Raw genomic sequence first — 25,022 nt, 5'->3', positions numbered from 1 at the left:
CAGATGCAAGCCCTTGTGCAAGAACTGATCCCCGCCATCCCCTCGCTGCAAGACCCCTTGCTGGCCCAGGCGCTGCGGCGCCGCATCGACGCCAAGACCAAGCCGCTGGGCGCCCTGGGCCGGCTGGAGGCGCTGATGCTGCGCCTCGGCCTGATCCTTGGCAGCGAGACGCCGCGGCTGCTCGAGCCGCAGCTGATGGTGTTCGCCGGCGACCATGGCCTGGCCGCGCGCGGCGTCTCGGCCTACCCGAGCGACGTGACCTGGCAGATGGTCGAGAACTTCCTGGCCGGCGGCGCGGCCGTCAGCGTGCTGGCGCGCCAGCATGGGCTGGCGCTGACCGTGGTCGACGCCGGCGTGGCGCACGAGTTCGCGCCGCGCGAGGGCCTGGTGATCGCCAAGATCGCCGCCGGCACGGCCGACGCCGGCCAGGGCCCGGCGATGCGCATGGACCAATGCGCGGCCGCCATCGCCGCCGGCAAGAACCTGCTGCAGAAGAGGCCCGGCAACGTCCTGCTGCTGGGCGAGATGGGCATAGCCAACAGCTCGGCCGCGGCCCTGCTGCTGGCGCGGCTGCAGGGCCTGCCGATCGCCGACTGCACAGGCCGGGGGACGGGTCTTGACGATACTCAGCTCGGGCGCAAGACCGAGATCCTGCGCCAGGTGCTGCGGCGCCACCCGGATGCCGCCACGCCGCTGGCCGCGCTGGCGGCCTTCGGCGGCTTCGAGATCGCGATGATGGTGGGCGCGGTGCTGCAGGCGGCGCTGGAACGACGCGTCATCGTCGTCGACGGCTTCATCTGCGGCGCGGCCGTGCTGGTGGCGGCCAGGCTGCAGCCGGCCGTGCTGGAGCGCTGCGTGTTCGCCCATGCCTCGAACGAGAGCGGGCATCGCCTGATGCTGGAAGCCTTGCAAGCGGAGCCCTTGCTGGACCTGGGCCTGCGCCTGGGCGAGGGCTCGGGCGCCGCGCTGGCCTGGCCGCTGCTGGAGTCGGCCTGCCGCATCCTGGCGGAGATGGCCAGCTTCGAGGCCGCCGGGGTCAGCCGGCAGGCTTGAGCGCCAGCATGTCGGCCAGCAGGGCCCGCAGCGCCGCAGCCTCGGCCCGGGGCGTGAACAGGGGCTCGCGCCGCGCGCATTGATCGCGCAGGCGTTGCGCCAGTTCCGGATCCTGCCCCGCAAAACGCCGCACCAGCTGCGCCAGCGCCGGCGCGTCGCCGGGCGGGAAATAGCCCTCGTAGTCCGCGCCCAGCAGGCCGCTATTGCCCTCGATGCGGCTGGCCAGCACCGGGGTGCCGGAACGCAGGGCCTCGATGACGACATTGGCCCCGCCCTCCAGCCGGCTCATGTGCACCAGGGCATGCGCCCGCGCGATCCAGCGCCGCGCCGCGGGCTGCGGCAGGCCGCCCAGCCAGCGATAGTTCGGGCAGGCCTGCATCGTGCGTTCGGCCTCGGCGCCCAGCGCGGGATCGAGCGCGGCGCCGATATGGACGATGCGCGGCCCGCCCTGATCGCCGCCCAGTAGCCCTGCCGCGCGCATCAGGGTCAGCGGGTCCTTCTCGTCGCGCAGATGGCCCACCGCCACCAGCTCGATGCCGGGCCTCGCGCGGTCGCGGTGCCGCAGGCTGGCGGCCGACTGCAGGATCACCCGGGCCTTGGCCCGCTCGGCGTCCGCCAGCCCGCCCAGGGCTTCCGGCTGCAGAACCACGATATGGCTGGCACACTTGAGCGAATGCAGCACCAGCGCATCCTCCGGCCCGGCGCCATAGATGTCCGTGCCCGTCAGCACCAGGGCCAGCGGGCGGTCGGGATGGGCCGCCCTGAAACCGGCGATGGCCGCGGCCGAGCGGCGCGCATGCAGCGCGATCAGGGCACTCGCGGCCTCGCCGCTCCAGCAGGGCCGGATCAGCACCGGCTGCCGCAGGGCCGGCCGCAGCAGTTTCTGCCAGCGCGCGGCGGTGCGCCAGTTGCCGTTATTGCTTGAGGCCAGCGCCGGCGACACGATGATGACGGGGTCCCCACTCATGCCCGATATGTTCGCATGCCCAGACAGCCGCTTCGACGCGGCCCGCCGGCTGGCCGGCACCGACCTGGCCGAGGCCTTGCGCGACAGCCGTCGCCGCAGCCTGGCCCTGGTCGCCGAGCTCGACGAGGCGCAATGGCGCGTGCCCGAGCAGCCGGGCATCAACCCGATCGCCTGGGAGCTGGCCCATCTGGCCTGGTTCGGCGAGTTCTGGATACTGCGCGGTCCGCACCGGGCCGACGCCGCCGGCCTGATCCATGCGGCCCGCCCCGCCCGTCTCGCCGGACCCGATGCGCTGTTCGACTCGGCGCGCCTGGCCCATGGCCAGCGCTGGCAGATCCCCCTGCCCGCGCGCGCCGAGCTGCTGGAGCGGCTGGAGGCGCAGCTGGACGCCTGCCTGCAGGACCTGAGCCTGCGCGCGGCCGATGACGCGGGGCTGTACTTCCATCGCCTGAGCCTGTTCCACGAGGACATGCATGGCGAGGCCCTGACATGGCTGCGCGCGGCCCTGGGCTATGCGGCGCCGGTCGGGCCGGCGCTGACGCCGCGGCCCGTCGCGACGCCGCTGCATATCGAGGGCGGCGAGGTCCGGCTCGGCCGGCCGGCCGACCGCCCGGGCTTCGCCTTCGACAACGAGCTGCCGGGCGTCCGGCAGGTGCTGCCGCCCTACGAGATCGACAGCCAGGTCGTGACGGCCGGGCAGTACCTGCGCTTCGTCGAAGCCGGCGGCTACGACCAGGCGCGCTGCTGGCCCGGCGCGGCCGGCACATGGCGCGCGGGCTGCGGGCGCGCGCAGCCGCTGCGCTGGCGCCGCGCCCCGGCCGGTGGCAGCGGCGACTGGCAGACCCGCGTCTTCGACCGCTGGCAGGCGCTGGACCCGGCCCTGCCGATGCTGCACCTGAACGCCTACGAGGCCGAGGCCTACTGCGTCTGGGCCGGGCGGCGCCTGCCGAGCGCGGCGCAATGGGAACATGCCGCCTGCAGCCGGGCCGGCAGCGCGGACTTTGGCTGGGGCCGCAGCGTCTGGGAATGGACGGCCACGGCCTTCCTGCCCTACGAGGGCTTCGTGCCCGGCCCCTACCGCGACTACTCGCAGCCCTGGTTCGGCAGCCACCGGGAGCTGCGTGGCGGCGCCTTCGTCAGCCACGAGCGGCTGCACCATCCCCGCTACCGCAACTTCTTCATGCCCCAGCGTGCCGATGTGTTTGCGGGCTTTCGCACCGTGGCGCCCTAGATTCCAGCACCCGCGCCAGGTCGGCACGGAAGCGCTGCAGCTGCAGCGGCTTGGTCCAGTACTCCTCGGCCCCGGCGGCCAGGGTCTGCGCCACCTCGTCGGGCATCGCGCTGGCCGACAGGGCCACCACCCGCAGCATCGCGCAGGCCGGGTCGGCGTGCAGCCGGCGCAGCACCTCGTTGCCGTCCATGTCGGGCAGGCGCATGTCCAGCAGGATCAGGTCGGGCCGCAGCGCGGCCGCCTGGCGCAGGCCCTCGGCCCCGTCCTCGGCCAGGTGCAGGGCGAGGCCCGCCCAGCCGGACAGCATCTCCTGCACCAGCAGCCGGTTGACCGCGTTGTCCTCCACATAGAGCAGGCATAGTCCGGCCGGCAGGACCGGTTCCGCGGCGGGCGGCGCCGTCAACGGCGGCTGCACCTGCACCCCCTCGGCCAGGGGCAGCAGCAGGGTGGCGGTCGTGCCCTCGCCGGCCCGGCTCGCCATATGCAGCTCGGCCCCCATCAGTTCCAGCAGGTAGCGGGTCAGCACCAGGCCGATGCCGGTGCCCTCGATCGCCTCGCGCTCGCGGCCCAGCCGATTGAAGGGCTCGAACAGATGGGCCAGCTGCTGCTCGCTCATGCCCAGGCCGCCGTCGCTGATCTCGAGCCGCAGCCGGCGAGCCCCGTGGCCGTCCTCCGGCCCCGCCCTGACGCTCAGCCTTCCGCCGGGGCGGTTGTACTTGATCGCATTGCTCAGCAGGTTGACCAGGGCCTGGCGCAGCCGCACCGGGTCGGCCGCCAGCAGGGGCAGATCCGCCTCCAGCCGCAGCTCGGGCACCAGCGCCATGGCCTGCAGCTGCGGGTCGAGCAGTTCCAGCGCCTCGTCCAGCAGCGGTGCCAGCGCCACCGGCTGCGATTGCAGCGGCAGCTGACCGGCCTCGATGCGCGAGATGTCCAGCACATCGTTGATCAGCTCCAGCAGATGCCAGCCGGCCTGGGCGATGGCCTCCACCTGGCCGCGCTGGCGCTCGCGCAGCACCGGTTCGGGCGCGGCCAGCAGCAGCTGGGCAAAGCCCAGCACCGCATTCAGGGGCGTGCGCAGCTCGTGGCTCATGCGCGAGAGGAATTCGGTCTTGGCCAGGCTGGCCGCCGCGGCGGCCTCGGCCTCGCCGCGCAGGCGCTGACGCTCGCTGATGTCGCGGTAGATGAAGAGCACGCAGTCCTGCCCCTGGCCCGGCAGCGGCCGCACCGACATCAGGCCGTGGAGCAGCCGGCCCTCCTTGCGCCGCACCTCCATCTCCATCGAGTCGACCCGGCCGTCGCGCCGGAAGGCCTCGACCAGCGCCCGCAGCTGCTCCGGCCGGGCCCAGATGCCCAGGTCCTTGCTGGTGCGGCCCAGCGCCTCCTCGCGCGCATAGCCGGTCAGGCGCACAAAGGCCTCGTTGACATCGAGATAGACGCCGTCGCCGAGCCGGTTGATGCCCATCGCGTCGGGCGTGGTCTGGTAGATCTGCTGGAAGCGCTCGTGCGATTCCAGCAGCGCCAGCTGCTGGCGCCGCAAGGTGTCGATGTCCAGATGGCTGCCCACCATCACCCGCGGCTCGCCGCGCGGCCCGCGCCGCACCACCCGGCCGCGCGACAACAGCCAGCGCCAATGCCCCTGAGCGTCGCGCATGCGGTATTCGTTGACATAGTTCCCGCTGGCGCTGCGCGCGGCCGCCATCGCCGCCTCGACCGCCCGCTCGGCGTCGTCCGGATGCAGCATCGAGCGCCATTGCTCGACGGTGGCCGGGAAGGCGCCCGGCGCGTAGTCCAGCTGGCGGAAGAAGCGCTCGGACAGCACCATGCGGCGCTCGCCGATCAGCCATTCCCATTGCGCCGCGCCGCTGGCCTCCAGGGCCAGCTCCAGCTGGGCCTGGCTGGCCTCGCGCTCGTGCAGCGCACGCTGCAGGGCCTCGACGTCACGGCCATGGTCGCGCACCAGGTCCAGCAGGGTTCCCAGACCCAGCGCCCCCGCGGAGAAGGCCAGGGACAGGGGCAGCGCCGTCTGCTCCACCAGGTGCGGGCCGCGATCGCCGAGCAGCAGAAGGGCCATGCCCAGCCCCATCCACGCGACCGCCAGGCCCAGGCTCGCCAGCCACAGCGGGCGCTGCCAACGGCCGCCCGACACCGGCCCCTGCGGACGCCAGCGTGCCCAGCCGCGCGCCCACAGCCAGCCCAGCAGCACGGCGCCCGCCATGCTGACCAGCCCCATGACCGCCACGACGCCGCCCGCCTGCAGCCGGTAGGCACCGGCCACCAGCAGGGCCAGCAGCGCCCCGGGCAGCGGCAGATAGGCCCCGGCCAGGCCCAGCATCACGCCGCGCGCATCGGTCCGCAGGCCGTTGTCCAGGGTGATCGGCGCCAGCTGCACCAGCAGCGCCGCCAGCCCGAAAACCAGGCCCAGCGCCGCATGGCGCCAGCCCCAGGCCCGCACCTGCGAACGCCCGGGCGCCAGCAGCGCATAGGCCAGCACCAGCAGGCTCATCAGGCCCAGATTGGTGCCCAGGTCCCTCAGCAGATCGGCGTGTTGTTGAAGTAGTGGAGTCATCGCATGTCGGCGGCGGCCCATCCTAGCCGCTGCGCCGCTCGCCACCGCTGGCGATAATCGTCCCGCCACCGACTCTTGCGAGGCCTTCATGACGGACCTGGTATTTGCCGACGAAGCTCCGGATGCCCCCGCGCCGGCCAGGCTGTTGGATCCCTGGGTGGTGATGATTGTGGACGATGATCCGGCCGTGCACGAGGTCACGCAGCTGGTGATGGCGGATTTCGAGTTCGCCGGCCGGCGCCTGCAGTTCCTCGATGCCTACAGCGGCCTGGAGGCACGCGAGCTGCTGGCCAGCCGCCAGGACATCGCGATGGTGCTGCTGGACGTGGTGATGGAGTCCGAGCATGCCGGCCTCGAGCTGGCGCGCCATATCCGCGAGGAGCTGCACAACCGCCATGTGCGCATCGTGCTGCGCACCGGCCAGCCCGGCCAGGCGCCCGAAGAGCATGTGATCAAGAGCTACGACATCAACGACTACAAGGAGAAGACCGAGCTCACCCAGCGCAAGCTGATCACGGTCTTCTACGCGGCGCTGCGCAGCTACCGCGACATCATGATCATCGAGGCCTCGCGCCAGGCGCTGCGCCGCGTCATCGATGCGATCACCAAGGTCTACGACTCGCAGAACCTGCGCCGCTTCGCCTCGGCCGTGCTGGAGCAGGTGGCGCACCTGCTGGGGCTGGAGGCGCAGGGCCTGTGCGCCACCCGGGTGGCGGCCTATGCGGCCTCGCACATGGACGGCCGACTGCGGGTGCTGGCCGCCACGGCCGAGTACTCGCGCCTGCTGGTGGACGATGAGCTGCAGACCCTGCCCACCGAGGTGCGCGAGGCGCTGGACCGCGCGCTGTCCACGCAGCAGAGCCACTTCGACGAGCGCCATTTCGTCGGCTACTACCGCAGCAGCACCGGCAACGAGAGCCTGCTCTATATGTCGTTCTGCGAACCGGTGGACGCCGCGGCGCGCGAGCTGCTGGAGATCTTCTGCGCCAATGTGGCCATCACCTACGAGAGCCTGCTGCTGCGCGAGGAGATCGAGGAGACGCAGCGCTCCACCGTCTTCATCCTCGGCGAGGCGGTCGAGAAGCGCTCGAAGGAAACCGGCGCCCATGTGCGCCGCGTCGCCGAACTGGCCGCGCTGCTGGGCGAGGCGGTCGGCATGAAGGCCTCGGACGTGGAGTTCCTGCGCCAGGCCGCGCCGCTGCACGACGTGGGCAAGATCGGCATTCCGGACCGCGTGCTGAACAAGCCCGGCAAGCTCGACGAGGAGGAATGGGGGGTGATGCAGACCCATGCCCGCATCGGCTACGAGCTGCTGAGCAAGAGCGACAAGCGCATCCTGCAGCTGGGGGCGACGATCGCGCACGAGCATCACGAGCGCTGGGACGGCCAGGGCTATCCGCGCGGCCTGGCCGCCGAGCAGATCCACATCGTCGGCCGCATCACGGCGCTGGCCGACGTGCTGGACGCCCTGGTCAGCGTGCGCTGCTACAAGCAGCGCTGGAACTTCGATGCCGCGCTGGACTTCGTCAAGACCGAGTCCGGCGGGCGTTTCGACCCGAACCTGGTACGGCTGCTGCTGGAGCGCCTGCCGGAGGTGCGCGCCATCTACGAGCGCTATCCCGATGCGTGAGATTGACCCACCCCCTACGCGCTCCGCGCGCCCCCTCGAAGGGGGCGCCGCCGGCGGACCGGCGGAGCCGGATCCGCGGCGGCCGCTCGGGAACACCACGGAGAGCCCCCGTCTGTTCGACGAGGCGGAGAGCCGGCGCCTGGCCGAGGCGGCGCTGCGCTCGATCACGCTCTCGACCTCGCGGGTGCAGGGCGAGGCCTTCTTCCGCGTGCTGGTCAAGGACCTGGCGGCCGCGCTGGACGTGGCCTATGTGATCGCCGGGCGCCTGATCGAGATGGCGGACGGCAGCGAGGGCATCCAGACCCTGGCGGTCTGGGGCGGCGCCGACTGGCTGCCGAACATCAGCTATTCGCTCAAGGGCACGCCCTGCAGCAATGTGGCCGACCAGAGCATGTGCTTCTATCCCTGCGGCGTGCAGCAGGCCTATCCGGACGACCTGCTGCTGGGCGAGATGGGCGCGCAGAGCTATGTGGGCACGCCCATGGTGGGCACCGCCGGGCAGAGCCTCGGCATCCTGGTGGCGCTGGACAAGCGCGAGATCGATGCCGACAAGCACCTGCTGGCCCTGTCCCTGCTGTCCATCTTCGCGGCGCGCGGCGCCGCCGAGCTGCAGCACCAGGACCGCGCGGCCGAGCTGGAGCGCGAGGTGCGTGCCCGCACCGAGGAGCTGCGCCTGGCCACGACGACCTTGGTTGAGCGCGAGAAGCTGGCCGCGCTGGGTGGGCTGGTGGCCAGCGTGGCGCATGAGGTCAATACACCGCTGGGCATCGCGGTGACGGCGGCCTCCGGCATGGAGGTGTTCGCGCTCGAACTGAGCCGCAAGCTGGAGGGCGACAAAGTCAGCCGCAGCGAGCTGCAGACCCTGGCGCAGCGGCTGCAGAGCGCGGCCGCCCTGGTGGGGAGCAATCTGGCGCGGGCCGCCGCCCTGGTGGGCGACTTCAAGACCCTGGCGGTGGACCAGGGCAGCGAGGCGACGCAGACACTGGACCTCGGCGACTACCTGCGCGCCATCGTCCAGTCCCACCAGCCGGTGCTCAAGAGCGCGCGGGTCGAGGTGGAACTGGTCCTGCCCGAGCGGCTGAACGCAAGGCTGGCCGGCGGGCTGCTGTCGCAGATCGTCTCCAACCTGCTGCTGAACGCGGTCAACCATGCCTTCGACGACCGGCAGGCGGAGCGCCGCATCGCGATCGAGCTGCGCGAGCTGGGCGCCGGCTTGGAACTGGTGTTGCGCGACAACGGCCGCGGCGCATCACCCGAGGTCCGGCAGCATTTGTTCGAACCCTTCTTCACCACCAAGCGCGGCGTCGGCGGCTCCGGTCTGGGCCTTCACATCGTGCAGACCCTGGCGCAGCGCCTGGGCGGCGATGTGCGACTGGACGAGCGCCCCGGACCGGGCCTCGGCTTCATAATCCGCCTGCCGCGCGAGACCCCGTTCTGAACCTCTTCCGAGCACGCGCGGGCTCCTGCGCTCGCCGCCCTCCATGCACAGCCTTCTCGTCCACGAACTCCGCCTGTTCTTCGTCGCCCTTCAGTTCTTCACCCGCGTGCCCGTGCCGCGCTGGGTGGGTTTCGAGCCGGCCTGGCTGCAGCACTCGGCCCGCCATTTCCCGCTGGTCGGGGCCCTGGTGGGCGCCTGCAGCGCGGCCGTGCTGTGGGCGGCGTTGTGGCTGTGGCCCGCGCCGGTGGCCGTGGGTCTGGCGATGGCGGCCAGCATCTGGCTGACCGGCGGCTTCCACGAGGATGGCTGGGCCGACACCTGCGACGGCCTGGGCGGTGCGGTCGGCCGCGAGAAGGCGCTGACGATCATGAAGGACTCGCGCATCGGCAGCTATGGCGCGCTAGGGCTGATCCTGATGCTGGGCCTGAAGGCCGCCGCGCTGCTGGCGCTGCTCGAACGGGACTGGTGGCTGGCGCTGGCGGCCCTGGTCTGGGCGCAATGCGCGTCGCGCGCCGCGCCGGTCTGGCTGATCCGCGCCCTGCCCTATGCCGGCGACGCCGAGCATGCCAAGGCGAAGCCGCTGGCCACCCAGGCCGGCGCTCGCACGCTGATCGCGGCGCTGGCCTGGGTGGGGCTGGCCAGCCTGGCGCTGGCCTGGGTGGATCCGGCCTGGATACCCAGCCTCGGCGTCGCGGTGGTGGGCGCGGGCGGCGCCACGCTCGCGATGCAGGCCTGGCTGGACCGGCGCCTGGGCGGCTACACCGGCGACAACCTGGGCGCGACCCAGCAGCTCGTGGAACTGGTCGCGCTGCTGGCCTTCGCCGCCAATCTGGCCGCGCATGTCTGAGCCGCCCGGGCTGTGGGCCTGGCGCCACCCGCGGCCCGAGGGCGCGGCGGGGCGCTGCATCGGCGCCGGCAGCGATCTGCCGGTGCATTGGCGCCGCGCCAAGCGCCTGGCGCGGCGTATCCAGGCCACGGCGCGCCGGCAAGGCCTGCCGCATTGCGTCCACACCTCGCCGCTGGCGCGCTGCCGCGACGTCGGGCGCTGGCTGCGGCGCTGGGGCTGGCGCCATGTGGTGGACGCCGCGCTGCTGGAGCTGGACTTCGGCGCCTGGGACGGCAAGACCTGGCCCCAGATCGGCCAGGCGGCGGTGGAGGCCTGGTGCGCCGACTTCGCCGCGTACCGGCCGGGAGGTGGTGAAAGCCTGCAGGATCTGCTGCTGCGCGTGCGCGCCTGGCGGCCCGCCACCATGCCGGCCCTGTTGGTCAGCCATGGCGGCTGGCTGCTGGCGCGCGGCTGGGCCGGCGTGGCCCCGGCCGATGCGGCCGACTGGCCCGCGGCGCCGCGCTACGGCGAGCTGCGGCGCCTGGCCTGACTCAGGCGGCCTGCGCGGTGGTCAGCCGCAGGTATTTCTGCATCAGGGTCTCGCGCGTCTCGACATGGGCCGGGTTGACCGGGATGCAGGCCACCGGGCAGAGCATCACGCATTGCGGCTCGTCATGGTGGCCGACGCATTCGGTGCATTTGTCAGGGGCGATCTGGTAGAACTCCTCGCCCATCGAGATCGCGTTGTTCGGGCACTCGGGCTCGCAGACATCGCAGTTGATGCATTCGTCCGTGATCATCAGAGCCATATTGCACCTCCGGTCTGACGGACGCATACGGCCAGCGCCTGCAGGCGCAGGCCGCGCTCGGCCGGGCAAGGCATGCCTTGCCGATTCCGGCCTTCCGTGTCGGTGATCATCAAGGCCATACCGCGCCCCTTACTCCGCTTTCTTGATGCGCTCTTCCAGCTTCGCGCGCACCAAGGGTGACACGAACTTGGAAACGTCGCCGCCCAGCGCCGAAATCTCCCGCACGAAGGTGCTGGAAATGAACTGGTACTGGTCCGAGGGCGTCAGGAACACGGTCTCGACCTCGGGCATCAGGGTGCGGTTCATGCCCGCCATCTGGAACTCGTACTCGAAGTCGCTGACCGCGCGCAGGCCGCGCACCACCACCTTGCCGCCATGCTCCAGCACGAAATCGCGCAGCAGGCCGCGAAAGGGGATGACCTCGATGTTCGGGTACTTGGACGCCAGCTGGGTGGCGATGTCCAGGCGCTCCTCGATCGTGAACATGGTGCGCTTGTGGTGGCCGGCGGCCACCGCGATGATCAGCCGTTCGAACAGCCGGCTGGCACGGCGCATCAGGTCCTCATGACCGAGGGTCATGGGATCGAAGGTTCCGGGGTAGACGGCGGTGAGGCGGGTCACGGAGGTCAAGAGCGGCACTCCTTGGCAGGCTTGTTGGGCCCCGATTATCCGCCGCGCTGCAGCAAATGGCTGTGGACGGCACCGGCGCGGGCCTGGCGCCAGGAGTTCAGGCCCAGTTCCGGCGGCGGGCTCAGGCTCTCGGGCGCTTCCAGATAGACAAAGCCGCCCGGCACGAGCAGCGGTGCCGCCGCCTTCAGCGCGGCCTCGAACAGGTTCTGCTGGAAGGGCGGGTCGAGGAAGACCAGCTCGAAGCGCGCCGGCGCGCTGCGGCCCATCCAGGCCAGCGCGTCGGTGCATTCGACCCTCAGCGTCCCCTCGGCCTTGAGCCGCGCACGGCTGGCGTTCAGGCTGCGGCACAGCGCGGCGTCGCGCTCCAGCAGCAGCACCTCGGCGGCGCCGCGCGAGGCGGCCTCGAAGCCCAGGGCGCCGCTGCCGGCGAAGGCGTCGAGCACGCGCCAGCCGGACAGGTCCTGGCCCAGCCAGTTGAACAGGGTCTCGCGCACGCGATCGGGCGTCGGGCGCAGGCCGGGTTTGTCCGCCACCGGCAACTTCGAACGTTTCCATTGCCCGCCGATGATCCTCACTTCAGCCATGGGCGCACCTTCCGCCGGCCGAGCGCCGGGCCGCCCCAAGCCGGCCGGCATCCCCTCGCGGCAAACGTACTCGTTTGACGAGGGGCCTCATGTACGGACCGGAATGCCGCGTGCCGCCATCAGCGCCTTGGCCTCGCCGACCGTGTGCTGGCCGTAGTGGAAGATGCTGGCGGCCAGCACCGCATCGGCGCCGCCCTTCTGCACGCCGTCGGCCAGGTCGTCCAGCGAGCCGACGCCGCCGGAGGCGATCACCGGCACGTTGATCGCATCGCTGACCGCGCGGGTCAGGGCCAGGTCGAAGCCGCTCTTGGTGCCGTCGCGGTCCATGCTGGTCAGCAGGATCTCGCCGGCGCCATGCTCGGCCATCCGGGTGGCCCAGGCCACCGCGTCCAGCCCGGTGTTCTTGCGGCCGCCATGGCTGTAGACGTCCCAACCCGATCCATCCGCGCGGCGCTTGGCATCGATCGCGACGACGATGCACTGGGCGCCGTACTTCTCGGAGGCGTCGCGGATGACTTGCGGATTGGCGATGGCCGCCGAGTTGAAGCTGACCTTGTCGGCCCCGGCATTCAGCAGGCGCCGCACATCGGCCACCTCGCGCACGCCGCCGCCCACGGTCAGCGGGATGAAGACCTGCGAGGCCACGGCCTCGATCATGTGCAGGATCAGGTCGCGGCCGTCGCTGGTCGCGGTGATGTCCAGGAAGGTCAGTTCGTCGGCGCCCTGCTCGTTGTAGCGGGCGGCGATCTCCACCGGATCGCCGGCGTCGCGCAGCTCCAGGAAGTTGATGCCCTTGACGACGCGACCGCCGGTCACGTCCAGGCAGGGGATGATGCGCTTGGCTAGCATCGCCCGTTCAGCCCCGGCCCAGTTCGTCGGCGCGGGCCTGCGCGGCGGCCAGGTCCAGGTCGCCGGTGTAGATCGCGCGGCCGCAGATCACGCCCTCGACGCCCTCGCTCTCGACCGCGCACAGGGCCTCGATGTCGGTCATATTGGACAGGCCGCCCGAGGCGATCACCGGGATGCTCAGCGCCCGCGCCAGCTTGACGGTGGCCTCGATATTGATGCCGGTGAGCATGCCGTCGCGGCCGATGTCGGTATAGATCACGCCCTCGATGCCGTAGTCCTCGAACTTCTTGGCCAGGTCGATCACCTCATGGCCGGTCAGCTTGCTCCAGCCATCGGTCGCGACCTTGCCGTCCTTGGCGTCCAGGCCGACGATGATGTGGCCGCCGAAGGCGGTGGCGGCATCCTGCAGAAAGCCGGGGTTCTTCACCGCCGCGGTGCCGATGATGATGTAGCTCAGGCCGTCGTCCAGATAGCGCTCGATGGTGTCGAGATCGCGGATGCCGCCGCCCAGCTGCACCGGGATCTCGCTGCCGACCTCGCGCAGGATGGCCTTGATGGCCGGCTCGTTGACCGGCTTGCCGGCGAAGGCGCCGTTCAGGTCCACCAGATGCAGGCGGCGCGCGCCGGCATCCACCCATCGTCGAGCCATCGCGGCCGGGTCGTCACCAAAGGTGGTGGAGGCATTCATATCGCCTTGTTGGAGGCGAACACATTTGCCGTCTTTCAGGTCAATGGCGGGGATCAGCAGCATGGCCGAAGTGCAGGTGGTGGTGAGAAGGAGGAAGAAAAGCGCGGGAACAGAGGACGGCGTGTTGGTCCTCAAGGCTTCCACAGCAGGAAGTTGCGATACAGGGCGAGCCCCAGCGCGGCACTTTTCTCGGGATGGAATTGGGTGGCAAAAATATTATCCCGGGCCACCGCACAGGTAAAGCGCAAGCCGTAGTCGCTCACGCCCGCGCTGTGGCGCTCATCCGACGTTGTCGCGTAAAAGCTGTGAACGAAATAGAACCAGCTTTCGTCGGGCACCTCGCCCCACACCGGGTGGGGACGCGTCTGGTGCACGCGGTTCCAGCCCATCTGCGGCACCTTGTAGCGGCTGCCGTCGGGCTGGATCCGGCCCTCCAGCCGGAAGCGCTGGACCCGGCCCGGGATCAGCGCCAGACCCGGCGTGTCCTGTTCCTCGCTATGGTCCAGCAGCATCTGCATGCCGACGCAGACGCCCAGCAGCGGCTTGTTGGCGGCCGCGTCCAGCACCGCCTCCTGCAGACCCGAGTCCTTCAGCTCGCGCATGCAGTCGCGCATCGCGCCCTGGCCCGGCAGCACGATGCGCTCGGCGGCATAGACCTCCTCGGGCCTGTTGGTGATCACCACCTCCAGACCCGAGCCCTCGGCCACATGCAGCACGGCCTGCGAGACCGAGCGCAGATTGCCCATGCCGTAGTCGACGACGGCAACAGTGCGTTTCATGTCAGCCTCCCGCCGGGCCGCCCCAAGGGAGGCTGCGCCCCCGCGGGGGGCGGCGAACGAAGCGAGCGTGGGGGCATCATGATCAGAGCGAACCCTTGGTGGACGGAATCACGCCGGCGCTGCGCGGGTCCAGCGTCATCGCCATGCGCAGGGCGCGGCCGAAGGCCTTGAACATGGTCTCGGCCTGGTGGTGGGCGTTGTGGCCCTTCAGATTGTCGATGTGCAGCGTGACCAGCGCGTGGTTGACGAAGCCCTGGAAGAACTCGTAGGTCAGCTGGGTGTCGAAGGCGCCGACCGCGCCGGCGGTGAACTTGACGTCCATCTCCAGGCCCGGACGGCCCGAGAAGTCGATCACCACTCTGGACAACGCCTCGTCCAGCGGCACATAGCTGTGGCCGTAGCGGGTGATGCCCCTCTTGTCGCCGATGGCCTGGGCCACGGCCAGCCCCAGGGTGATGCCCACGTCCTCCACCGTGTGGTGGCCATCGATGTGCAGGTCTCCCTTGGCTTCGATGTCCAGGTCGATCAGGCCGTGGCGCGCGATCTGGTCCAGCATATGGTCGAAGAAGCCGATGCCGGTATTCAGCCGGGCCTCGCCGGTGCCGTCCAGATTGACGCGCACGGTGATCTGGGTTTCCTTGGTGTTGCGGCTGACTTCCGCGATGCGAGGGGTACTCATTGCAGGCTTTCCTTGAGCGCGGCCAGCATGGCCACATTTTCGTCCGGCGTGCCTATCGTGAGGCGCAGGCAGTTGGCCAGCAGCGGATGCATGGCCGAGACGTTCTTGATCAGCACGCCGCGGGACTTCATCGCCGCGAAGACCTGGGCCGCATCGGCCACCCGCGCCAGGATCATATTGCCCTGGCTGGGGAAAGGCGCAATCCCGGGCATGGCCCGCAGCGCGTCCAGCAGTTGCTCGCGCTCGGCGCGCAGCACGCGCGCCTGCTCGGCATAGACCTCGGCATGCTCCAGCGCGAACAGGCCCGCCTCGGCGTTCAGCACGCCCACATTGAAGGGCGGACGGATCTTGTCGATCTCGGCGATCAGGCTCTGCTCGCCGATCAGGTAGCCGATGCGCACGCCGGCCAGGCCGAACTTGCTCATCGTGCGCATCACCAGCACATGGGCGTATCGGCTCAGCAGGCCCATGGCATCGCGTGCGGCAAAGGGCTGGTAGGCCTCGTCCATCACCACCAGGCCACCGACCTCGGCCATGGCCTGGACGATGCGCTCGATCACCGCCGCATCCCAGAGATTGCCGGTGGGGTTGTTCGGATAGGCCAGGTAGACCAGGGCCGGCCGGTGCTGCTCGATCGCCGCCAGCATCGCCGCCTCGTCGAGCTCGAAGTCCGGCGTCAGCGGCACGCCGACGAAGTCCAGGCCCTGGTAGCGCGCCGAGATGCCGTACATCACGAAGCTGGGCAGGGGCGAGAGGATCTTGGCGCCGGGACGGCTGACCGCCATGGTCAGCATCGTGATGATCTCGTCCGAGCCATTGCCCAAGGTGATGCCGCAGCCCGCGGGCATGCCGGCATGGTCGGCCAGCGCCTGCGCCAGCACCTGGGTACGCTCGGCCGGATAGCGGTTGATCGCCACCTGGCCCAGGCGCTCGCCCAGCCGGCGCCGCAGCTCGTCCGGCAGCCGGAACGGGTTCTCCATCGTGTCCAGCTTGATCAGGCCGACGGCGCTCTGCACCGGATAGGCCTGGGTGGCGCGCACATCCTCGCGGATACGGTTCAAGGCTGGGTTCGGGCGGTCCTTCAGGCGGTCCATAGCTCGGGTCCGGTCGACAAGGGGTTGAGGATCTGCACGCTGTCGACCTGCTGCTGATGCGGCAGTTCCAGGCTCAGCAGCAGTTCGCAGCCCTGGGCCTTGGCGGCGGCGACGATCAGTGCGTCGGCATAGCTCAGGCCGAAGCGGCTCTCGATCGACCAGGCGCTCTCCACCGTCGCATGATCGATGGCCCAGGGGTTCCAGCGCTGGTAGCGCCGCACCTCGGCGCGCGCATCGCCGTTGGGCATCGGCGGCCGGATGCGGGTCGTGACCAGGCGGTAGAAATCGTTCAGCACCTGGGTCGAGACCCGGCCGGCGCGCTGCTGCCACAGCAGTTTCAGCCAGGCCAGCGCCCGCTCGCGCTCCGCGGGCCGGGCGCCGTCCTCGCTGAGGATCAGCACCGAGGTATCGACAAAGATAGGGCTCATGCCTCGTCGCCCCGGGTCGGGTAAGCCTGCCCTTCAGAGGCCCAGGAACGCTCGCGGTGCAGCCAATCCTGCAGCGCCCGCTCGTAGGCATCGTCGTGCCGCATCTTCTCGGCCAGCATCTCGCCGACCAGGCGGGACACGCTGGTATTGCGCCGCGCGGCTTCCAGCCGGGCCCATTCGGCCACGCTGTCTTCCATGCTGACGGTCACGTTCTTCATGGGTTGGAATTTAACACGAAGTTCGTGATTCACGAAGTTCGTGTTATTTTTTCAGACGCATTTCGGCCGCCTGCGCATGGCCTTGCAGGCCCTCGCCATAGGCCAGCTCCGCCGCGATCGGGCCCAGCTTTTGCGCGCCGGCCTCGCTGACCTCGATCAGGCTGGAACGCTTCTGGAAGTCGTAGACGCCCAGCGGCGAGGAGAAGCGTGCGGTGCCCGAGGTGGGCAGCACATGATTGGGCCCGGCGCAGTAGTCGCCCAGCGACTCGCTGGTGTAGGCGCCCAGGAAGATCGCGCCGGCATGGCGCAGCAGCGGCTCCCAGCGCCGCGGGTCGGCGCTGGAGACCTCCAGGTGCTCGGGGGCGATGCGATTGGAGATCTCGCAGGCCTCCTCCATCGAGCGGGTCTGGATCAGCGCGCCGCGGCCTTCCAGCGAGGCGCGGATCACTTTCTCACGCGGCATGCTCGGCAGCAAGCGCTCGATCGCCTCGCGCACCTGCTCGATATAGCCGGCATCCGGGCAGAGCAGGATGCTCTGCGCCAGCTCGTCATGCTCGGCCTGGCTGAACAGGTCCATCGCCACCCAGTCCGGCGGCGTCGTGCCGTCGGCCAGCACCAGGATCTCGCTGGGGCCGGCGATCATGTCGATGCCCACCTGGCCGAACACATGCTTCTTGGCGCTGGCCACATAGGCGTTGCCGGGGCCGGTGATCTTGTCGACTCTCGGCACGGTGGCCGTGCCATAGGCCAGGGCCGCGACGGCCTGGGCGCCACCGATCGTGAAGGCACGGTGCACGCCGGCGACAAACGCGGCGGCCAGCACCAGGGCGTTCTTCTCGCCCTTGGGTGTCGGGACGACCATGATGATCTCGGGCACGCCGGCCACCTGGGCCGGAATCGCATTCATCAAGACGCTGCTCGGGTAGGCCGCCTTGCCGCCGGGCACATAGATGCCCACGCGGTCCAGCGGGGTCACCTTTTGCCCCAGCAGGGTGCCGTCCTCGTCGCGGTAGCTCCAGCTCAGGCCGCAGGCCTCCTTCTGGCGCTCGTGATAGCTGCGCACGCGGGCCGCCGCGGCCTGCAGCGCGTCGCGCTGGGCCGGGGTGATCGCATCGAAGGCGGCCTGCAGCTCCTCGCGCGTCAGCTCCAGCGCGGCCAGGCCCTCGGCCTGCACATGATCGAAGCGGGCCGTGTAGTCCAGCACCGCGGCGTCGCCGCGGGCGCGCACATCGGCCAGGATCTCGGCCACGCGGGCCTCGATGGCGCTGTCGGTTTCGGCCGACCAGTGCAGCACGCGCTGGAACTCGGCTTCGAAATCGGCGGCGGCGGTGTTCAGTTGGCGCAGCTTGAGGGGGGTCATGGCAGCACTCATGCGGGAATGGCGGAGGCAAAGGCGTCGATCAGCGCGCGCAGCGGCGCGCGCTTGAGCTTCAGCGCGGCCTGGTTGACCACCAGGCGCGAGGAGATGTCCATGATGCGCTCCACCTCCACGAGCTTGTTGGCGCGCAAGGTGCTGCCGGTCGAGACCAGGTCGACGATGGCGTCGGCCAGGCCGGTCAGCGGCGCCAGCTCCATCGAACCGTAGAGCTTGATCAGGTCCACATGCACGCCCTTGTCGGCGAAATGCTGGCGCGCGATCTGGGTGTACTTGGTGGCCACGCGCAGGCGCGAGCCCTGCTTGACGGCGCTCTCGTAGTCGAAGTCGGCGCGCACCGCGACGCTCATGCGGCACTTGGCGATGTTCAGGTCCAGCGGCTGGTACATGCCGTCCACGCCATGCTCGATCAGCACGTCGCGGCCGGCCACGCCCAGGTCCGCGCCGCCGTACTGCACATAGGTGGGCACGTCGCTGGCGCGCACCAGCACCACGCGCACATCCTCGCGGTTGGTCGGCAGGATCAGCTTGCGCGAGGTTTCGGGATCCTCGAGCACCTCGATGCCGGCGGCCTTCAGCAGCGGCAGGGTCTCTTCGAAGATGCGGCCTTTGGACAGAGCCAGGGTGATCATTGCGTTGTCGTCCTTCTACTCGGAGGAGGAGGACGGCAGCTCAGTCACCAGCAGGCGCGGCGCTTCACCGCCATCCGCCCATACGGATGGCGTTCAGGGATGGTGATGGGCCTCGGCCGGCACGGCGGCGGCCTCGGTGGGGGTCAGGGTCTTCATCGACAGCGCGTGGATCTGCTCGCGCATGCGGTCGCCCAGGGCCTGGTAGACCCGCTGGTGACGACGCACCCGGGTCAGCCCCTCGAACTCGGTGGAGACGATGGTGGCGAAGAAATGCCGGCCGTCGCCCTCGACCTGCAGGTCCTGGCAGGGCAAGCCGGCGGCGATGAATTGCTGGACTTCGGCGGGGGTGGGGTCGGCCATGATGGGTCGGATTCTACCGGGCAGTGTTTACCCGCGGATCTTGTAGCCCCTTCGCAGCAGTTCCAGCGCGATGCCGGACACCACGACGAAGGCCGTGCCGACGATGGCCAGGCTCAGCCAGGGCGACACGTCGCTGACGCCGAAGAAGCCGCGCCTGAAGCCGTCGATCATGTAGAAGAAGGGGTTCAGATGGCTGATCCCCTGCCAGAAGGGCGGCAGCGACTGGATCGAATAGAACACGCCCGACAGAAAGGTCATCGGCATGATGATGAAGTTCTGGAAGGCCGCCATCTGGTCGAACTTCTCGGCCCACAGACCGGCAATCAGGCCCAGGGCGCCCAGCATGCCCGCGCCCAGCGCCGCGAACACCAGGATCCACCAGGGCTCGGCGAACGAGGGCGGCGCGAACCACACGGTGACGATGAACACCCCCGTCCCGACCGCCAGCCCGCGCACGATGGACGCGCCGACATAGGCGGCGAACCAGGCCCAATGCGACAGCGGCGTGACCAAGAGGAACACCAGGTTGCCGGTGATCTTGCTCTGGATCAGGCTGGATGATGAATTGGCAAAAGCGTTCTGCAGCACGCTCATCATCACCAGGCCCGGGATCAGGAAGCTGGTGTAGCCCACCGCGTCGTAGACCTTCACATGGTTCTCCAGCACATGGCCGAAGATCAGCAGGTAGAGCACGGCCGTCAACACCGGCGCCGCCACGGTCTGGAAGCTGACCTTCCAGAAGCGCAGCACCTCCTTGTAGAACAGGGTGCGGGCGCCCTGAAATGGAGCCCCTCGCCCGGCGGGTACGCCCGGCGATCCCCCGAGGGGATGCGGGCCGGCTTGGGAGCGGCCCGGCGCTCGGCCCGCGGCTTCGGCCTTCGAGATCGGGTTCATGCCGAGGCTCCTTGCATGATTTCCAAGAACACGTCCTCCAGGTCGGCGCGGCCGATCTCCAGGTCCTCCACCGGCACCCGCGCGGCGCGCAAGGTGGCCAGGATCGTCTCCACCTCGGCCGCGTCATGCGCCTTGATCTGCACGATGCGGCCGGTGATGCGCGACTGCTCCAGCAGGGCCGGCGGCAGCGCCGCGTCGGTCTTGAAGCGCAGCATCGTCGAGGCACGGCCGGACAGCAGGTCCGAAGTGCGATCCAGCGCGACGATCCGGCCCAGCTTCAGCATCGCGATGCGGTGGCACAGGGCCTCGGCCTCCTCCAGGTAATGCGTCGTCAGCAGCACCGTGTGACCCTCGCGGTTCAGGCGCGCGATGAAGGCCCACAGGGTCTGGCGCAGCTCCACGTCGACGCCCGCGGTCGGCTCGTCCAAGACGATCACCGGCGGCCGATGCACCAGGGCCTGGGCCACCAGCACGCGGCGCTTCATGCCGCCCGAGAGCTGGCGCATGTTCGCGCGGGCCTTGTCGGCCAGGCCCAGGTTCTCCAGCAGTTCGTCGATCCAGGCCTCGTTGTCGTGCACGCCGAAATAGCCGCTCTGGATCTTCAGCGCCTCGCGCACGCTGAAGAAGGGATCGAACACCAGCTCCTGCGGCACGATGCCCAGGGCCCGACGCGCGGCCGCGTAGTCGCTCACCACGTCGTGGCCATGCACCTTGACGGTGCCGCCGCTGGCCTGCGACAGCCCGGCCAGGATGCTGATCAGGCTGGTCTTGCCCGCGCCGTTGGGCCCCAGCAGGCCGAAGAATTCGCCGGGCTGGATGTCGAAGGAAACGCCGTCCAGCGCGCGCACCGAACCGCCGCGGTAGGTCTTGCTGACGTTCTGGAAGGTGATGGCCGGCAGACCGGGCCGCGTGGAAGGCATGAGCATGATGGCGGCGGATTGTAGGGAGACGCCACCAATCCCGCTGGGCAAAGGGTTTGCCCGGACCCGCGCCGCCGCGGCCGCCCGGGGCTTGATGCCAGAATCCACGCCCATGGTCGCCAAGAAACCGCGCCGCACCGCGGAACGCATCCTCGAAGTCACGCTGGACTTGTTCAATCGCTTCGGCGAGCCCAATGTCTCGACCACCCTGATCTCGGCCGAGCTGAACATCAGCCCCGGCAACCTCTACTACCACTACCCGGCCAAGGACGAGCTGATCAACGCCCTGTTCGGCGCCTACGAGCGCGAGCTCTCGGGCCTGCTGGGCGCGGCCGACAACATCCGCCATGTGGAGGACGCCTGGCTGTTCTTCCACATGCTGTTCGAGCTGATCTGGAAGCACCGCTTTCTCTACCGCGACCTGAACGATCTGCTCAGCAAGAACCGCAGGCTGGAGACCCATTTCCAGGACGTGCTGGCGCGCAAGGGTCAGGCCATGCGCGCCGTGCTGAGCGGCCTGCAGCTGGGCGGCGCGCTCAAGCTCGATCCGCGCGAGGCACCCGCGGCGGCGGAGGCGATGGTGGTGCTGCTCAGCTACTGGCTCAGCTATGAATATGTGCGCGACCCGCGCAATGCGCTCGAGCCCCAGCAGGCCGGCGCCGCGCTGATGCGCGGCGCCTTCCATTGCCTGAGCCTGCTGCTACCCTATCTGGAGCCGGCGTCGCGCGAGCACCTGTTCGCGCTGGCGGAGAAGTACCGGCAACTGGATCGTCGTCAATAAATCAACAGTCAGGCTGGAGACAAGCATGGCCAAGTGGACCGCCTTTCCCTATGACAACGCCGCCTTCCGTTACGACGCCGCGGCGCTGAAGAAACTCTGGGCGCGCCTGCATGCCGGCGACGCCGAGCCCTGGCCCAAGGACCCGGCCGTGGTCGAGGCCTGGGCCCTCTTCCACGCCGGCGAATTCCAGCAGGCCCATGACGCGGGCCTGGCCGCCCATGACGCCGGATTCAGCGCCGGCATCACCGTGGCCAACAAGGCCCAGGCCATCTACGCCAACTACCTGGAAAAGAAGGAAAAGGTGAAGCTCGAGATGTTCCTCGAGGTGGCCGAGCGCGCGCAAGCCCAGCAGGCCGCCGAGCCGAAGAACCCGAACGCCTGGTACTGGCAGGCCTATGCGATCGGCCGCTACGGCCAGGGCATCAGCGTCGCCAAGGCCCTGGCCCAGGGCCTTGGCGGCAAGGTCAAGAACGCGCTGGAAACCACCATCAAGCTGGCGCCCAAGCATGCCGACGCCCATATCGCGCTGGGGGCCTTCCATGCCGAGGTGATCGACAAGGTCGGCAAGCTGCTGGGCAAGACCCAGGGAGCCGATGCGGCCACCGGCCTGAAGATGTTCGAGCAGGCCCTGAAGCTCAATCCGACGAGCGCGATCGCGATGATCGAGCGCGCCAACGGCCTGGTGATGCTGGAAGGCGACAAGCGCATGCAGGAAGCGGAAGGCCTGTACGCCAAGGCCGCCGCCGGCGATCCGCTGGATGCAATGGAATGCCTGGACGTCGAACTCGCCCGCGAAGAGCTGGAGGACTGAGGGCCGCGGGCGCCGTCCGGCGACGCACGCCGGCCCCGCCCTACCTCATGCCCAGCTCATACAGCGCCCCGTCCATCTCCCCGGCCGCGCGGGCGCGCTGCAGCTCCCTGATGACCATCTCGCGCGTCACCGGCCGCGGGCCGGCCGCCGTCGGCGCCTCGGCCAGCATCTTCTCGGGCCCGCCCGACCTGGCGGCCATCTGCTGGCAGGCCATGGACTGCTCCTTGCTCATCATCTTGTCGGCGCAGTCCTGCTGCGCCGACATGGCCGGGCTGCCGCCCTGCGCCTGCACCGTGAACGTGGTCGCCAGGAGAAGAAGGGGCAAGATCGAGGTCTTCATGATGCGTCCTTTACTGCTTGGGACGGTCACGCACATGCCGCGGCCGGCGCTTGGCCGCGGCCGCGGCATGCCGCCGGACCGAGCCTCAGCAAGCTTAGGCCTGCCTTTCCGGCCGCGCCATCCTGCGAATGACGTGGTTTTCAGGCCTCGTCGCCCCAGGGCAGCATCAGCGCCAGCAGCAGCAGCTTGTTGAACTCCGGCGCAAAGCGCTCGACGATGGCCTGCGGATCGGGGCACAGGGTGCTGTCGGTGATCAGGCCGAACTGCACCTGGCCCGCGTAGGTCAGGATGCTGACGCCCATGCCGATATCGCCCGACTGCGGCACCCAGAACATCACCCGCTCCACGGTCGAGCCGCAGAATTTCAAGGCCTGGGCCGGCCCCGGCACATTGGTCATCACCGCGGTGGCCTTCCTGGCGAAGATGTTCAGCATCGCGTGCTGCACCGGTTTGATCAGGAGCCCCGCCACCGACAGCAGGCCGAAGGCCAGCACCGGCTGGAAGCTGCCCTTGAGCTCCTGCATGCGCGCGCGCACCGCGTAGAGCCGCTCCACCGGGTTCGTGATGCCGATCGGCAGCACCAGCGGCACCAGGCCGAAGCGATTGCCCAGCTGGTAGGCCTTCTCCAGCGGTCGCAGATTCACCGGCACCATGGCGCGGATCTCCTTGCCCGCCGGGTCTTCGCCCTTGGCGGCCAGGTAGCCGCCGATCGCGCCGGCCACGCAGGACAGCAGCACATCGTTGACCGAGGCATTGAGCCCCTTGCACACCGCCTTCACCGCATCCAGCGGCAGGCCGTCGGCCCAGGCCACGCGCTTGGCAGCGCCGGGCTTGCCCTTCAGCCGGGTCGGCGAGTCGTCGGGCATCAGCGCGAAGGACGCGATGTCGCTGACCGCCTGGTAGCCCAGGCGCGCCATCTCCATCGAGCCGTCGACCGGATGCGGAGGGTTGATCCAGGCCTCGACGCCCTTGGCCGCGCCGGCCCCGGCCAGGCGTATCGCCTTGACGCTGAGGTCGCCGAGCGGGCGCAGCAGCGCGTCGCTCAGCCAGTCCTGGTCGTCGCGCGGCTGCTGTTGGCGTCTGGGCGGCGCCTTGCCGCCGTCGGTGATCGACAGCATCACCGAGATCAGCGCGATGCCGTCGGCGATGCAGTGGTGGATGCGCGCGATCAGCACGCTCTGGCCATGCTCGAAATCCTCGATCAGCTGGAACTGCCACAGCGGCCGCGCCGGGTCCAGCGCGGCCGCGGCCAGCTCGCCCACGCGCGCCTGCAGTGCCGCCTCGCGACCCTGGCCGCGCAGCGGCAGCAGGATCTCGGCCTGCACATGGTGGGCGATGTCGAACTCCTCGTCCTCCACCCATTGCGCGCCCAGCGCGTCTTCCACCACCTTCTGTCTGAAGCGCGTGTACTGCAGCAGCCGCGCCTCGACGCGCTCGCGCAGCGCCGCCAGCGCGATGCCGGGCCGGATGTACCAGACCCCGACGATCATCATCAGATTGGCCTCGGTGTCCATCCGCAGCCAGGCGGTATCCACCCGCGACATGCGCTCCGCTTCGCCTGCCATCAACGCCGCCTCCTTAGTGTTCTAGGCCCACACAATGCTGGTTAACATCGTGGCCGTCCATAGCGATCAATACCAAGCCCCATTCCCCCATTTCCATCTCTCCGGGAGACAAATCGATGAGCCTGAAAGACCAGTTCGAAGCCGCCATGGCCGCGTCCAAGAACCTGCCCGAGCGCCCCGACAACATGACCCTGCTGAAGATCTATGCCCTCTACAAGCAGGGCAGCAGCGGTGACGTCGAGGGCTCGCGCCCCGGTTTCACCGACATGGTGGGCCGCGCCAAGTACGACGCCTGGGCGGCCCTGAAGGGCACGTCCGGCGACGAGGCGATGCAGCAGTACATCGACCTGATCGAGTCGCTGAAGTAAGACAAGCTCCCCCGGGGGCGAGTCCGGCCGCCCGGCAAAGCCGGATCGGCAGACTCCTTCCGGGGAAGACCCGGGCGGGCGCTCAGCCCGCCTTTTTCTTTTTGGCCGCCGGCTTCTTGGCCGGCTCGCCGGCCAGCAGGCCGTCCAGCGCCTTCTCGATCTCGCTCTCGATGCTGCCCTTGAAAGCGCCCAGCAGCAGGCCCAGCTTGGCATGCAGATCGAAGTGATCGGGCGCCACGATCAGCTCGCCCTTGACGCCCGCGCGCGTGAACTCCACGGTGTCGCTGGTCTTGCCCTCCAGCACCGTGCATTCCATCTCGAACTTCTGCTCCACCTGCTCGGCCCAGGCCCAGGCAATCTCGCGGGCGCGCTTGAGCCCGAGCGCATGCTCGCGGTGGATCCGGATGTCGGCCATCGTCTTGCTCCTCTTGTGATGGCGGCAAGTCTAGGGCCTGCCGCCCTGCCCCGTTCAGGGGTGTCGCGACGCGCTGCAGCGGCGTACCCTGG

Annotated in this window: 29 protein-coding genes; 9 read left to right on the top strand and 20 right to left on the bottom strand. The window is 69.7% G+C overall.

Annotated elements, in window-relative coordinates; translation table 11 throughout:
• Positions 1–3: 3 nt before the first annotated feature.
• Positions 4–1,053 (top strand): nicotinate-nucleotide--dimethylbenzimidazole phosphoribosyltransferase, encoded by a 1,050-nt coding sequence (cobT, locus tag AC07OQ_RS04135; RefSeq protein WP_495051822.1) that lies wholly within the window; start codon positions 4–6, stop codon positions 1,051–1,053.
• Here the strand turns inward: cobT and senB are convergent.
• Positions 1,037–2,020: a selenoneine biosynthesis selenosugar synthase SenB gene (gene senB, locus AC07OQ_RS04130; protein WP_495051821.1), complete on the bottom strand. Its 984-nt coding sequence runs from the start codon at positions 2,018–2,020 to the stop codon at positions 1,037–1,039. The genes cobT and senB overlap by 17 nt on opposite strands.
• Positions 2,021–2,027: 7 nt before the next feature.
• Here senB and senA point away from each other — a divergent pair, with 7 nt between their 5' ends.
• Positions 2,028–3,251 carry a selenoneine synthase SenA gene (gene senA, locus AC07OQ_RS04125; protein WP_495051820.1) on the top strand — a complete coding sequence of 408 codons (1,224 nt, stop codon included), beginning with the start codon at positions 2,028–2,030 and terminating at the stop codon, positions 3,249–3,251.
• Here senA and AC07OQ_RS04120 read toward each other — a convergent pair.
• A complete protein-coding gene (locus tag AC07OQ_RS04120; protein ID WP_495051819.1) occupies positions 3,199–5,817 on the bottom strand; it encodes a PAS domain S-box protein in 2,619 nt (872 codons plus the stop codon). The genes senA and AC07OQ_RS04120 overlap by 53 nt on opposite strands.
• Positions 5,818–5,905: 88 nt before the next feature.
• Between AC07OQ_RS04120 and AC07OQ_RS04115 the strand changes: the two genes are divergently transcribed.
• Genes AC07OQ_RS04115 through AC07OQ_RS04100 form a run of 4 tightly spaced genes read left to right on the top strand, consistent with a single transcriptional unit; the run spans position 5,906 to position 10,261 of the window.
• Positions 5,906–7,447 carry a DUF3369 domain-containing protein gene (locus AC07OQ_RS04115; RefSeq protein WP_495051818.1) on the top strand — a complete coding sequence of 514 codons (1,542 nt, stop codon included), beginning with the start codon at positions 5,906–5,908 and terminating at the stop codon, positions 7,445–7,447.
• Positions 7,440–8,885, top strand: coding sequence for a sensor histidine kinase (locus tag AC07OQ_RS04110; protein WP_495051817.1), 1,446 nt, complete (start codon positions 7,440–7,442; stop codon positions 8,883–8,885). Before AC07OQ_RS04115 ends, AC07OQ_RS04110 begins: the two co-directional genes overlap by 8 nt.
• Positions 8,886–8,928: 43 nt before the next feature.
• Positions 8,929–9,732: an adenosylcobinamide-GDP ribazoletransferase gene (locus AC07OQ_RS04105; RefSeq protein WP_495051816.1), complete on the top strand. Its 804-nt coding sequence runs from the start codon at positions 8,929–8,931 to the stop codon at positions 9,730–9,732.
• Positions 9,725–10,261 carry a histidine phosphatase family protein gene (locus AC07OQ_RS04100; protein ID WP_495051815.1) on the top strand — a complete coding sequence of 179 codons (537 nt, stop codon included), beginning with the start codon at positions 9,725–9,727 and terminating at the stop codon, positions 10,259–10,261. The genes AC07OQ_RS04105 and AC07OQ_RS04100 overlap by 8 nt, the downstream gene beginning before the upstream one ends.
• Position 10,262: 1 nt before the next feature.
• Here AC07OQ_RS04100 and AC07OQ_RS04095 read toward each other — a convergent pair whose 3' ends face one another.
• The 15 genes from AC07OQ_RS04095 to AC07OQ_RS04025 all read right to left on the bottom strand — a co-directional run bounded on the left by AC07OQ_RS04095 (position 10,263) and on the right by AC07OQ_RS04025 (position 20,656).
• A complete protein-coding gene (locus tag AC07OQ_RS04095; RefSeq protein ID WP_495051814.1) occupies positions 10,263–10,520 on the bottom strand; it encodes a YfhL family 4Fe-4S dicluster ferredoxin in 258 nt (85 codons plus the stop codon).
• Positions 10,521–10,649: 129 nt separating this feature from the next.
• Entirely contained in the window at positions 10,650–11,150 is a 501-nt protein-coding gene (gene coaD, locus AC07OQ_RS04090; RefSeq protein WP_495051813.1) for a pantetheine-phosphate adenylyltransferase, read from the bottom strand.
• 35 nt (positions 11,151–11,185) lie between these two features.
• Positions 11,186–11,734, bottom strand: a complete 549-nt coding sequence (gene rsmD, locus AC07OQ_RS04085) for a 16S rRNA (guanine(966)-N(2))-methyltransferase RsmD (RefSeq protein WP_495051812.1) — start codon at positions 11,732–11,734, stop codon at positions 11,186–11,188.
• Between the two features lie 87 nt (positions 11,735–11,821).
• The gene (gene hisF / locus AC07OQ_RS04080; protein WP_495051811.1) at positions 11,822–12,583 is read right to left on the bottom strand and encodes an imidazole glycerol phosphate synthase subunit HisF; all 762 of its coding nucleotides are present in this window, start codon (positions 12,581–12,583) and stop codon (positions 11,822–11,824) included.
• 7 nt (positions 12,584–12,590) lie between these two features.
• Positions 12,591–13,334: a 1-(5-phosphoribosyl)-5-[(5-phosphoribosylamino)methylideneamino]imidazole-4-carboxamide isomerase gene (gene hisA / locus AC07OQ_RS04075; protein WP_495051810.1), complete on the bottom strand. Its 744-nt coding sequence runs from the start codon at positions 13,332–13,334 to the stop codon at positions 12,591–12,593.
• A gap of 68 nt (positions 13,335–13,402) precedes the next feature.
• Positions 13,403–14,050, bottom strand: coding sequence for an imidazole glycerol phosphate synthase subunit HisH (hisH, locus tag AC07OQ_RS04070; protein WP_495051809.1), 648 nt, complete (start codon positions 14,048–14,050; stop codon positions 13,403–13,405).
• An 82-nt stretch (positions 14,051–14,132) separates the two neighbouring features.
• Positions 14,133–14,729: an imidazoleglycerol-phosphate dehydratase HisB gene (hisB, locus tag AC07OQ_RS04065; RefSeq protein ID WP_495051808.1), complete on the bottom strand. Its 597-nt coding sequence runs from the start codon at positions 14,727–14,729 to the stop codon at positions 14,133–14,135.
• Positions 14,726–15,823, bottom strand: a complete 1,098-nt coding sequence (gene hisC / locus AC07OQ_RS04060) for a histidinol-phosphate transaminase (RefSeq protein WP_495051807.1) — start codon at positions 15,821–15,823, stop codon at positions 14,726–14,728. Before hisC ends, hisB begins: the two co-directional genes overlap by 4 nt.
• On the bottom strand, positions 15,811–16,251 hold the full coding sequence (locus tag AC07OQ_RS04055) for a PIN domain-containing protein (RefSeq protein ID WP_495051806.1): 441 nt from the start codon (positions 16,249–16,251) through the stop codon (positions 15,811–15,813). Before AC07OQ_RS04055 ends, hisC begins: the two co-directional genes overlap by 13 nt.
• Positions 16,248–16,469, bottom strand: a complete 222-nt coding sequence (locus AC07OQ_RS04050) for a CopG family transcriptional regulator (protein ID WP_495051805.1) — start codon at positions 16,467–16,469, stop codon at positions 16,248–16,250. The genes AC07OQ_RS04055 and AC07OQ_RS04050 overlap by 4 nt, the downstream gene beginning before the upstream one ends.
• 43 nt (positions 16,470–16,512) lie before the next feature.
• Positions 16,513–17,829: a histidinol dehydrogenase gene (gene hisD / locus AC07OQ_RS04045; RefSeq protein WP_495051804.1), complete on the bottom strand. Its 1,317-nt coding sequence runs from the start codon at positions 17,827–17,829 to the stop codon at positions 16,513–16,515.
• A gap of 8 nt (positions 17,830–17,837) precedes the next feature.
• The gene (gene hisG / locus AC07OQ_RS04040; RefSeq protein ID WP_495051803.1) at positions 17,838–18,476 is read right to left on the bottom strand and encodes an ATP phosphoribosyltransferase; all 639 of its coding nucleotides are present in this window, start codon (positions 18,474–18,476) and stop codon (positions 17,838–17,840) included.
• A 93-nt stretch (positions 18,477–18,569) separates the two neighbouring features.
• On the bottom strand, positions 18,570–18,836 hold the full coding sequence (locus AC07OQ_RS04035) for a BolA family protein (RefSeq protein WP_495051802.1): 267 nt from the start codon (positions 18,834–18,836) through the stop codon (positions 18,570–18,572).
• A gap of 27 nt (positions 18,837–18,863) precedes the next feature.
• Positions 18,864–19,730, bottom strand: a complete 867-nt coding sequence (locus AC07OQ_RS04030) for an ABC transporter permease (protein WP_495051801.1) — start codon at positions 19,728–19,730, stop codon at positions 18,864–18,866.
• Positions 19,727–20,656 (bottom strand): ABC transporter ATP-binding protein, encoded by a 930-nt coding sequence (locus tag AC07OQ_RS04025; protein WP_495051800.1) that lies wholly within the window; start codon positions 20,654–20,656, stop codon positions 19,727–19,729. The genes AC07OQ_RS04030 and AC07OQ_RS04025 overlap by 4 nt, the downstream gene beginning before the upstream one ends.
• Before the next feature lie 106 nt (positions 20,657–20,762).
• On the opposite strand from AC07OQ_RS04025, the gene AC07OQ_RS04020 reads away from it, so the two are divergent.
• Positions 20,763–21,431: a TetR/AcrR family transcriptional regulator gene (locus tag AC07OQ_RS04020; RefSeq protein WP_495051799.1), complete on the top strand. Its 669-nt coding sequence runs from the start codon at positions 20,763–20,765 to the stop codon at positions 21,429–21,431.
• Between the two features lie 25 nt (positions 21,432–21,456).
• The gene (locus AC07OQ_RS04015; protein WP_495051798.1) at positions 21,457–22,242 is read left to right on the top strand and encodes a hypothetical protein; all 786 of its coding nucleotides are present in this window, start codon (positions 21,457–21,459) and stop codon (positions 22,240–22,242) included.
• A 40-nt stretch (positions 22,243–22,282) separates the two neighbouring features.
• Here the strand turns inward: AC07OQ_RS04015 and AC07OQ_RS04010 are convergent, their stop codons facing one another.
• Together AC07OQ_RS04010 and AC07OQ_RS04005 are read right to left on the bottom strand one after the other, a co-directional pair.
• Positions 22,283–22,582, bottom strand: coding sequence for a hypothetical protein (locus AC07OQ_RS04010; RefSeq protein WP_495051797.1), 300 nt, complete (start codon positions 22,580–22,582; stop codon positions 22,283–22,285).
• Between the two features lie 140 nt (positions 22,583–22,722).
• On the bottom strand, positions 22,723–24,147 hold the full coding sequence (locus tag AC07OQ_RS04005) for a wax ester/triacylglycerol synthase family O-acyltransferase (RefSeq protein WP_495051796.1): 1,425 nt from the start codon (positions 24,145–24,147) through the stop codon (positions 22,723–22,725).
• A gap of 116 nt (positions 24,148–24,263) precedes the next feature.
• Here AC07OQ_RS04005 and AC07OQ_RS04000 point away from each other — a divergent pair, with 116 nt between their 5' ends.
• Positions 24,264–24,515: an acyl-CoA-binding protein gene (locus AC07OQ_RS04000; RefSeq protein ID WP_495051795.1), complete on the top strand. Its 252-nt coding sequence runs from the start codon at positions 24,264–24,266 to the stop codon at positions 24,513–24,515.
• 82 nt (positions 24,516–24,597) lie between these two features.
• Here the strand turns inward: AC07OQ_RS04000 and AC07OQ_RS03995 are convergent, their stop codons facing one another.
• A complete protein-coding gene (locus AC07OQ_RS03995; RefSeq protein WP_495051794.1) occupies positions 24,598–24,930 on the bottom strand; it encodes a polyhydroxyalkanoic acid system family protein in 333 nt (110 codons plus the stop codon).
• Positions 24,931–25,022: the final 92 nt, after the last annotated feature.

Source organism: Roseateles sp. GW821-FHT09B06, assembly GCF_059418245.1.
The sequence above is the reverse complement of the archived record's forward strand: the minus strand, read 5'-3'. Positions and strand labels throughout refer to the sequence as shown.